Source organism: Streptomyces sp. NPDC058576, assembly GCF_042718715.1.
In the GTDB taxonomy this organism is placed as follows: Bacteria; Actinomycetota; Actinomycetes; order Streptomycetales; family Streptomycetaceae; genus Streptomyces.
Genome location: NZ_JBHXPF010000014.1, coordinates 119,162 through 129,347 on the forward strand (window position 1 = coordinate 119,162; position 10,186 = coordinate 129,347).

General features: G+C 74.7%; 2 protein-coding genes. Both read right to left on the reverse strand.

Annotation, left to right across the window (positions count from 1 at the left end; genetic code table 11):
* Positions 1–21 precede the first annotated feature (21 nt).
* On the reverse strand, positions 22–228 hold the full coding sequence (locus ACFWRV_RS13605) for an MbtH family protein (protein WP_384333043.1): 207 nt from the start codon (positions 226–228) through the stop codon (positions 22–24).
* Positions 225–10,145, reverse strand: a complete 9,921-nt coding sequence (locus ACFWRV_RS13610; RefSeq protein ID WP_384333046.1) for an amino acid adenylation domain-containing protein — start codon at positions 10,143–10,145, stop codon at positions 225–227. Before ACFWRV_RS13610 ends, ACFWRV_RS13605 begins: the two co-directional genes overlap by 4 nt.
* Between the last annotated feature and the right edge of the window lie 41 nt (positions 10,146–10,186).

Below are 10,186 nucleotides of genomic sequence, written 5' to 3' on the forward strand. Positions count from 1 at the left end.
CTCGGGACGGAAGCGGCCGGGTCATGCCACCCGCACGCGGGCGCTCCTGGGGGTGATGTCGGTCCAGTTGATCTCCACGTACTCCAGGCAGGCGGCGTGCTCCGCCGGGCCGAACACCTCGTCCCAGCCGGCGGGCACCGTCGCGAACGACGGCCACAGGGCGTGCTGCCCCTCGTCGTTGACCAGGACGCGGTGCTGGGTGTGCGGGTCGTCGAAGGGATTCGTCATGACGGGTCTCCTTGTTCGGTGCGGTGTCCGGCGTTCAGTACGGCCGCGACGGTGGTGCCGATCTGCTCCCGCGCGGCGGGCTGCATCATCTGGGCGTGCGCGCACGCCACGTCGTGGTTCTCGATGGGTCCGTCGATGTACGGGTCCCACAGGGACAGCCCGAAGGTGTCCGCGGGGCGGCCCTCGGTGGCGGTGAAGAACAGCACGGGACCGTGGAACACCCGGGGGGTGTACCTCCGCATCAGCCGTGCCTGACCGGCGAAGTTGTCCACCATCGCGTCGATCGTGGCCGGCTCCAGCGCCCCGAGCGGACTCCCGTTCGCGAGGAACTGATCGCGTACGGCCGCGGCTTCGACCGGCCCGTCCCCGTCCAGGGCTTCCTGCCCGACCCCCATGTTGGAGAGCAGGGCCCTGAAGACGGTGTCCCGGCTCGCGCTGTCCAGACTGTCCAGCGGGGCGAGCGGGAAGGCGTCCAGGATCGTCAGCAGGGCCACCTCCTCGCCCGCCTCCTGGAGCTGGACGGCGACCTCCTGGACGACGTTGCCGCCGAAGGACCAGCCGAACAGGTGGTAGGGGCCGTGCGGCTGGACGCCCCGCAGCTCGGCCACGTACACCGCGGCCATCGCCTCGATGCTGTCGGGGAAGGGCTCGGTGCCGTCCAGGTTCGGGGTCTGGAGCCCGTAGACCGGCCGGTCGCCGCCGAGGTGCGGGAGCAGCCCCGCGTACGACCAGGCCAGACCACCGGCCGGATGGACGCAGAACAGCGGTGGCAGGCTGCCGCCGGTCCGCAGCGGCAGCAGGGTCGCCAGCGGGTTGTCCTGGGCGCCGTCGCGGATCCGCTCGGCGAGCGCGGCGACCGTGGGAGCCTCGAACAGGCTGCGGATGCTGACGTCCGCACCGAGGGCTTCACGGATGCGGCCGATGAGGCCGGCCGCGAGCAGGGAGTGACCGCCCAGGGCGAAGAAGTCCTCGTCGATGAGGACCTGTTCGCGCCCCAGCACCTCGGCGAACAGCGTGCACAGCACGTCTTCACGCGGGTTGCGGGGACTGCGTCCCGTGCCGGTGGACGGCGTGGCCGACGAGGGGTCGGGCAGGGCAGCGCGGTCCAGTTTCCCGCTGGGCGTCAGGGGGATGCTGTCCACCGCCACCCAGCCGGAGGGGACCATGTACGCGGGCAACCGCGCCGCCGCGTGTTCCCGTACCCCGTCGAGTCGCGCGTCGGACTGTTCGGCGAGAACCACGTACGCCGCGAGACGGGAGCCCCCGGGACCCTCCCCGTGCGCCACCACAGCCACCTGGGCGGCATCGGCGTGTTCCGCCAGAACCGCGGCGATCCCCTCCGGCTCCACCCGGAAGCCGCGGATCTTGACCTGGCCGTCGGAGCGCCCGGAGAACTCCAGGGCGTCGTCCGCCGTCCGCACGGCCCGGTCGCCGGTGCGGTACATCCGCGTCCCCGCAGGACCGTAGGGGTCGGGCACGAACCGGGCGGCGGTCCCCGCGGGCTGTCCGTGGTAGCCCAGTGCCAGGCAGTCCCCGGCCAGGTAGAGGTCACCGGCCACCCCTACGGGCACCGGTCGCAGACGGTCGTCGAGGAGCCGGACGACCGTCCCGTCGACCGGAGTGCCGAGCACCGGCCGTTCGGTCGCCCGGAGGTCGGCGGTCAGGGTGTCCACCGTGGCCTCGGTGGGACCGTAGAAGTTCCAGGCACGCAGACCGGGCTGGGCCCGCAGGTCGTTCCACAGCGCGGCCGGGACGGCTTCGCCGCCCAGGACCACCACGGACGGAGCCCGGTCCGGCTCGGTGAACAGGCCGGCGTCCAGCAGCTGCAGGACATGGGTGGGCGTGGACTCCAGCACCGCCAGGCCCCGGGCGCGCACCGCCTCGACCAGTGCCTCCGGGTCCCGCCGCGTCAGGTCGTCCAGCACATGGAGCCGGTGCCCGTCGATCATCCAGAGCACCGGGTCCCACGCGGCGTCGAAGGACAGCGCCGCCGTCAGGGCGACCTGGAGCCTGGGCTTCCCCGCCGCCCGCACCGCAGGTGCGAAGACATGCCGGCGATGGTGTTCCAGCAGCCGGGCGAGCGAGCCGTGGCCGACCAGGACTCCCTTGGGACGGCCGGTCGTCCCCGAGGTGTGCAGGAGATAGGCGGGGTCGGCGGGTCCCGGCCGGATCTGCTTCCGCGCGTGCTCCGGGGCGCCCGGCGTGGCGGCGGAGTCCGGGGAGTCCAGGTTCAGGCGACGCCCTCCGCCCGATGCCCGGGTGTGCGTGGCGTCGGCCGTGAGTACGGCGTACGGGCGGGCGTCGGCCAGCACCGCGTCGATCCGGCCCTGCGGGAGGGAGTCGTCGACCGGAACGTACACGGCCCCGGCCTTCAGCACCCCGAGCAGTGCGGCGATCGAGTCGGTGCCGCGCGGCAGCAGCACCGCCACCGGATCCCCCGGCCCCGCGCCGGCCCGGCCGAGCAGCGCGGCGACCCTGTCGGAGCGGGCGTCGAGCTCCGCGAAGGACAGGCTGCCGTCCGCCGCGGTCACCGCGATGTCCCCGCTGCGGGCCGCGGCCACCGTGGCCGCGAACCGGTCCAGCACCGTCGGCGGCGCAGCGACGTGCGGAGCCGTGCCCCCGCCCTCCCCGAGGGCCAGCAGCCGCCGCTGTTCCCGGCGGCTCGTCAGGGGAAGGTCACCCACACCGGTGGCAGGGTGACGGACCGCGTGGGCGAGGAGAAGGGCGAACCGATCGGCGATCCGCGCGGCGGTCCCGGCGTCGAACAGGTCCCGGCTGAACTCCAGCGTCCCGTCCAGGTACGGCCCTTCGCCGCCCGGACCCGCACGCTCGGTGAAGGAGAACGACAGGTCGAACTTCGCGCCTCCGGTGTCGACCCCGTCCAGCCGGGCGTTGAGACCAGGCAGGTCCAGTCGCGGCGGCCGGTGGTTGTTCAGGGTCAGCATGACCTGGAAAAGCGGGTGGCGGGAGAGGGAACGGGCCGGCCGGACGGCCTCCACCAGCCGTTCGAAGGGCAGCTCCTGGTGGGCGTAGGCGGCCAGGTCGACGTCCCGCACCCGGGACAACAGCTCCGTGAAGTCCGGGTCGCCGCCCAGGTCCATACGCAGGGCGAGGGTGTTGACGAAGAAGCCCACCAGAGGTTCGAGCGCCTCGTCGGTCCGCCCGGCCACCGGGGTGCCGACCGTGATGTCGGTACCGGCGCCCATCCTGTGCAGCAGTGCCGCCAGCGCGGCGTGCAGCACCATGAAGGTGCTGCCGGCCGTCGACCTCGCGAGCCGCGCCACATCCGCCATGGTCTCCTCGGGTATCCGCACCGGGACCGTGCCGCCCAGCCCGCCCGGTGCGGTGGGCCGGGGCCGGTCGACGGGCAGCGCGGTCTCCTCCGGGGCGCCTGCCAGACGGTCCCTCCAGAAGGCGAGCTGACCCGCGGCCGCGGAGGCGGGATCCTCGGAGCTGCCGAGCAGGTCGCGCTGCCAGAGGGTGTAGTCCGCGTACTGGACCGGCAGGGGGGTCCAGCTCGGCGCCCGCCCGGCGCACCGCGCCGCGTAGGCTCCGGCCAGGTCCTGCGCCAGCGGCCCCATCGACCATCCGTCCGCGGCGATGTGATGAACGGTCACCAGCAGGGTGTGCCGGTCCTCACCGCTCCGGAACAGGACCGGCCGCAGCGGGACGTCGCGCGTCAGGTCGAAGGGCTCGGCCGCCGCCTCGCGCAGCGCCTCACCCAGATCCGCCTCCTCGACCGCCACGACCGGCAGCTCCGGCCGGGCGTCACCGGGCGCGAGAACATGCTGCCGGGGGTCGCCGTCGCCCGGCGCGATCACCGTGCGCAGACTCTCGTGCCGGGTCAGCACATCACCCAGCGCCCGCCGCAGGGCATGCCGGTCCAGGGTGCCGTCGAGCCGTACCGCGAACGCCATGTGGTACGCCGCCGCTCCCGGGTCCAGCTGGTGCAGGAACCACAGGCGCTGCTGGGCCGCGGACAGCGGCGGCCGTTCCGTGTGGGGCGCCCGCCGCAGGGCCGGCCGCGCCGCGCCCGCTCCCTCCAGCCGCCCGGCCAGCGCGGCCGGGGTCGTGGACTCGAACAGAGCCCGCACCGGGAGCTCGACGCCGAACGCGGAGCGGATCCGGCCGATCAGCCGGGTCGCCAGGAGCGAATGGCCGCCCAGTTCGAAGAAGTCGTCGTCACGGGCCACCTGTTCGTGTCCCAGGCTCTCCGCGAACAGGGCGCAGAGGATCTCCTCCGGGGCGGACCGCGGGGCCTGCCCTTCCCCCTCCGGACCCCCGGCCGCCGGTGTCAGAGGCAGCGCCGAGAAGTCCACCTTCCCGTGCGGGGTCAGCGGGAGAACGGCGACCGGGACGATCAGCGAGGGCACCATGTGGGCCGGCAGCCGCCGCGCGACGAAGGCCCGCAACTCCCGCGGCGAGGGCTCTCGGTGCCCCACGGGCACGAACCAGCCGACCAACCGGGCCTCCCCGGTGCCGGTGGCGGTGCCGGACGGGGAGTCTGCGCGGACCGCGACCGCCGACTGCGCGACATCGGCGTGAGCGTCGAGGGCGGCGGCGACCTCACCGGTCTCGACCCGGAAACCCCGGACCTTGATCTGACCGTCGGCACGCCCCAGGTACTCCAGCCGTCCCTCGACCCGGCGCACCAGGTCACCGGTGCGGTACATCCGCCCGCCGGGCGCACCGTACGGGTCGGGCAGGAAACGGTCGGCCGTCGCGGCGGAGCGGTTCTCGTAGCCGCGGGCGACCCCCGGGCCCGACAGGTACAGCTCGCCCGACACCCCGGGGGCGACCGGCCCCAGCCGCCCGTCCAGCACCCGGGCCCGGGCGCCGGCCACCGGGTGACCGAGGTGGGGCCGCACACCCGGCAGGACCCGGCCCATCACGCTGTCCACGGTGGCCTCCGTGGGCCCGTACAGATTCCACACCGCGACGTCCCCGAGCGCCGCCAGTTCCCGCCACAGGGGTGCGGGCACGGCCTCTCCGCCCAGGGCCAGCACCCGCGGCCGGGGCCGGCCGGGAGCGAACAGGCCGCAGGAGCGCAGCTGCTCCACGAAGGAGGGGGTGGTCTCGACGACATCGATCGCCCGGTCGTGGAGCAGAGCGGTGAGCTCCTCGGGGTCCCGGCGCGTCGCCTCGTCCACGAGGTGCAGTTCATGGCCCGCGACCATCCAGAGCAGCGGGTCGAAGGACGCGTCGAACGTCATCGCGGCCGTGAGCGCCACCCGCAGCGGCAGCCCGTTGTTGTCCGCCTCGGCGGGGCCCATCAGCCGCTCGCGGTGATGAGCCAGGAGCGCGGCCAGCGACCGGTGTTCCACGACGACGCCCTTGGGCAGGCCGGTGGACCCGGAGGTGTACAGCACGTACGCCGCGTCCCGGCCGCGCGGAGGCACGGGCGCGGCCGGTCGGGCGGCACGCCACCGCTGGTCCCCGTCCAGCAGCAGTACGCCGGACGTGTCCGGCAGCGTCGCCCGGGTGCCGGCCGTGGCCAGCACCAGGCGCGGGGCAGCGGTTTCGAGGATCAGCGCGGTGCGGGCCGCGGGCTGCGCCGGGTCCAGGGGGACGTACACCGCACCGGCCCGCAGGACGCCAAGCACCGCCACGACGGCGAGCGATGTGCGGGGCAGTGCCACCGCCACCCGGTCACCCGCACCGACCCCGGCTTCGGCGAGCGCGGCGGCCAGGCGATCTACCAGGAGGCGGAGTTCACCGAAAGTCAGGCGCCCGTCGGAGGCGACGACGGCCGTGCGGTCCGGCTGGACGGCGGCACGCGTGGCCAGGACGTCCAGCACCGTCCAGTCCTCGTCCGCTGCCTCGGGCGGCTTCGATGTCGCGTTGAGCGGCTTCCGCGCGCCGCGGGGCAGCTCGTCCAGAGCCGCCGCGCGCTGCGAGGGGGCCAGAAAGTCCACGTCCGTCACCGGACGGTCCGGTTCGGCGAGCAGGGCGCCCACGAGCCGGGCGAAGTGCCCGGCGAACCGTTCCGCCGTCGCCCGGTCGAAGAGGTCCTCGTCGAACTCCAGCTCACCGCTGATGCCGGCCGGGTGGCCGTGATCGTCGTGCTGCTCGGACAGGTCCCAGCTGAGGTCGAACTTGGCGCCCGCCCGGCCCACGGAAGCGTCGTGGCTCACCGTCAGGTCGTCCAGGTGCGGGCGCGGCGGGGGAGTGTTGTCGAGGCTCAGCATCACCTGGAAGAGCGGATGACGCGCAAGCGAGCGAGGGGGCGCCACTTCCTCGACGACCCGCTCGAACGGGATGTCCTGATGCGCGTACGCGGCCAGGTCGGCGCGGGTCACCCGCTCCAGCAGGGTGCGGAAGTCCGGCGCCCCGGACGTGTCCGCCCGCAGCACCAGCGTGTTGACGAAGAAGCCGACCAGATCCGCGAGCGCCTCGTCGGTACGCCCCGCCACCGGGGTGCCCAGCGCGACGTCCTCGCCGGCGCCCAGGCGCGACATGAGCGTGGCCAGCGCCGCGTGCAGCACCATGAACGGGCTGGCGCCGCGGTCCTTGGCCAACGTCACCAGCATCCGGTGGTCCTGCGCTCCGATCCGCACCGGGACGCTCCCGCCCCGCCCCGAGGGCCGGGCCGGACGCGGCCGGTCCGCCGGGAAGGACGACTCCTCGGGCAGTCCGGCCAGGGAGTCCGCCCAGTGGGCCAGCTGGCGGGCCGCCAGGCTGCCGGGGGCGTCCGGATCCCCGAGAAGGGCGCGCTGCCACAGCGCGTAGTCGGCGTACTGCACGGGCAGTCGGTCCCATCCGGGCGTTCGCCCCGACCGGCGCGCCGTGTAGGCGGCGGACAGGTCCCGCATCAGCGGCCCCATCGACCACCCGTCCACAGCAATGTGATGCAGCGTCATGACGAGGACGTGCTCGTCGGCGTGGACCGGGAACAGCCGGGCCCGCAGCGGGATCTCGCGCTCCAGATCGAAAGGCGCGGCTGCCGGGCCCACCGGCTCACCGGCCGCCATGATCCGCAGGAGCGGACCTCCGGGTCCGGGCGCCGGCAGGATCCGCTGGCACGGGCCCTCGGGCGTTTCGGTTACCACGGTGCGCAGCGCCTCGTGCCGCTCCACGAGGTCGCACAGGGCCCGCTCCAGCGCGTCGCGGTCCAGCTCGCCGCGCAGGCGCAGCGCCACCGGCAGATGGTAGGAGTCGGCCGCGTCGCCCAGCGTTTCCAGCAGCCACAGCCGTTGCTGCCCGAAGGAGAGCGGCAGCCGCTCCGGCCGCGGGTCCGCCGCCGTCACGGCGGTCCGTGCCACGGCGGCCTCGCCCAGAGCCGCCACCAGGCCGGCCGGTGTGGGTGCGGAGAACAGGGCGCTGATCGGCACCTCCACGCCGAACTCCCCGCGGATCCGGCCGATCAGCCGCATCGCGAGCAGCGAGTGGCCGCCCAGCGCGAAGAAGTCGTCGTCCCGGCCCGCCCTCGGTATCCCCAGGCACGCGGCGAAGACCGCGCACATCCGGGCCTCCCGCGCGGTGCGCGGGGCTCCGCCGTCGGACGCCACGGGCAGCGCCTCGGGCAGGGCCGCCGCGTCGAGCTTCCCGTTGGGCGTCAGCGGCAGGCGCTCCACCGTCGCCCAGGCCGTCGGGACGAACGGGCCGGGCAGCAGGGCGGCTACCGCGTCGCGCGCCTCCGCGTGAGCGGGCGCACCGGCTCCGCCCACCAGGAAGGCGGCCAGCCGCTCGGGACCGTCCTGTGCGGTGGTCAGGGCGACCGCGGCGTCCTCGACGCCCGGCAGCGAACGCAGGGCGGCCTCGATCTCCCCGGTCTCGACCCGGACACCGCGCACCTTGATCTGCCCGTCGCCGCGCCCCAGGAACTCCAGCGAGCCTTCCTCGTCCCACCGCGCGAGGTCACCGGTGCGGTACATCCGCCCGCCCGGGACGCCGAAGGGGTCCGGCATGAAGCGCTCGGCGGTGAGCCCCGGCCGGCCCGCGTACCCGCGTGCCACGCCCTCCCCCGACAGGTACAGCTCGCCGACCGCGCCTCTCGGCAGCGGGTGGAGCGACGGGTCCAGCACATAGGCCACGGCTCCCGTGACAGGACGCCCGATCACCGGGGAGGCACCGGTGACCCGGGCGGTCACGGCGTTGACGGTGGTCTCGGTGGGCCCGTAGAAGTTGAAGACCAGCAGGCCGGGATCGGCGGCCAGTTCGTCCCACAGCCCGTCGTCCACGGCTTCGCCGCCCAGAGCGATGACGCGCGGCCGGTGACCGTCCGAGGTGAGCAGGCCCGCCGCCAGCATCTGCCGCAGATAGGTGGGGGTCGTCTCGATGGCGTCGATGCGGCGGTCGACGAGATACCGCACCAGAGCCTGCGGGTCCCTGCGTACGTCGTCCGCGACGATGTGCAGTTCGTGTCCGGCGACCATCCAGAGCACCGGGTCCCAGGAGGCGTCGAACGAGGTCGCGGCGCTCAGGGCCACCCGCAGCCTCCGCCCGAGAGCTTCCTCGGCCAGCGTGTGGGCCTCCTGCCGGTGGTGCTCCAGGAGGTTGCTCAGGGAGCGGTGCTCGACGACGACGCCCTTGGGCCTGCCGGTGGACCCGGACGTGTAGATGACGTACGCGGCGTCCCGCGGTCCGGGTACGTCCGGCCGGCCGCCCGCACCGGCGGGTGCCGTCGACGCCGGGTCGACGCGCGGGACCGACCCCCCGGGGTCGATCGCGTGGGCGGATGCCACGGTCGCCACCAGGGCGGCGGGCCGGGAGTCCTCGATCATGAAGGCGAGCCGGTCCGCCGGGTAGGACGGATCGAGCGGCAGGTAGGCGGCTCCCGTCCGCATCACCGCGAGCATCGCCACCACGAGGTCCGTGGACCGGGGCAGCCCCACCGCCACGCGGGCGCCGGGGCGGGCGCCGTGCGCGACGAGAGCCCCGGCCAGTGCGTCCACCCGGCGGCCGAGCTCCTCGAAGGTGAGCGTCGTGCCGTCGCAGACGACGGCGGTCCGGTCGGGGGTGCTCCGCGCCTGCCGCGCGAACTGCTCCGGCAGCGGCGCCGGCGCGGCGTCACCGCGCGACGTCCGGGCGGCCCCGCCCAGATCGAGGACCCGCAGCCGTTCGTCCTCGCCGACGGGGCTCACCGCTCCGACGGTCCGCTCGGGGTCCTCCACGAACGCGTCGAGGACCCGGCACAGTCGCTCGTGCGGACCCACGAGGTCCTGCTGACCGTAGTGCCCGGCGTTGCCCAGCAGATCGACGTGCATGCCGCCGTCGCCGTAGGAGGCGTGCACGGCGACGGCCAGGTCGTCGACCGGGCCGATCGACAGGTTGTGCAGCGTCGCCGGGTGCGGGCCGAACCGCAGGGCGTCGTCGAAGGCGAGGATGTTGACGGACGGCCCGGTCAGCGATGTCCTCGTCCCGGTCAGCCCCTGCTGGTGGCGCAGCGCTTCGGCCGGGCGGCGCTGGTGCCGCAGCACCGAACGGGCTTCGCCGGACGCCCGCCGCGCCAGATCGGACACCCGGTCGGCGGGGGAGACGGCCAGCCGCATCGGCAGGATCGAGCTGAGCATCGTCGGGGTCGACCGAGCAGCCGGAGTGCGCCGGCCGGTGACGGGCAGTCCGAGGACGACCTCGCCGAGCCCCTTCTCCCGGTGCAGGCAGACCGCCAGGGCCGCCATGAGGAAGGTCGGCCAGCCGGTTCCGGTCTTCTTGGCAGCCGCCTTCAACCGGGCCGTCTCCGCGGCGGTGTAGGCACGCCGCACCGACACCGTCCCGTACCCCGGGCCGGCCCCGGATCCTCCGGGTGCCTCGGGGGAGCGGGCGCCGACGAGGTGCTCGGCCCAGAACCGCTGGTCGCGGACGCCCTGCTCGGAGTCGGCGTAGGCGTCCTCCTCCTCGATGAGTGCGGCGAGGGAGCCCGGCGGGCGCGGGGCCCGGGGCCCGGGCCGGGCGGGGGCGGGGGCGGGGGTGACCAACGCGCGGGGGGGGCGGGGGGCGCCCGCCCCCGGACCCGCGC

Excerpts from the sequence above, each read along its gene's own strand:
- ACFWRV_RS13605 (WP_384333043.1), bottom strand. The coding sequence starts at position 228 with ATGACGAATCCCTTCGACGACCCGCACACCCAGCACCGCGTCCTGGTC.